The sequence below is a fragment of the Capnocytophaga canis genome (genome assembly GCF_000827555.1).
Taxonomy (GTDB): Bacteria; Bacteroidota; Bacteroidia; order Flavobacteriales; family Flavobacteriaceae; genus Capnocytophaga; species Capnocytophaga canis.
Genome location: NZ_CDOI01000096.1, coordinates 1 through 261 on the forward strand (window position 1 = coordinate 1; position 261 = coordinate 261).

At 45.6% G+C, this 261-nt stretch carries 1 protein-coding gene; it reads right to left on the reverse strand.

The features are described from left to right. The coding region (locus CCAND38_RS11875; RefSeq protein ID WP_197066318.1) for an InlB B-repeat-containing protein at positions 1-261 on the reverse strand (261 nt) is incomplete at both ends.

Sequence of the window (261 nt, forward strand, 5' to 3'; positions counted from 1 at the left end):
GAAAACAGCCGTAAGCGACATTTCTTCGTTTACGGTAAAGCTATACTCCGCTTGGGTAGAAACCACCGCTTGAGTAGCCGTGTTTATCCAATGTTTGAATTTATGCGGTGCTACGGGCGTGGCTGTTACTTTTGCTGTTTGACCCGCATTAAGGGTTTGACTTTCAGGAGATACACTACCCCAAGCCGTGTTGTTGCTCTTAATTGTTACTTTGTAGGTAAAAACGCCCTCCTCGAAAACAGCCGTAAGCGACATTTCTTC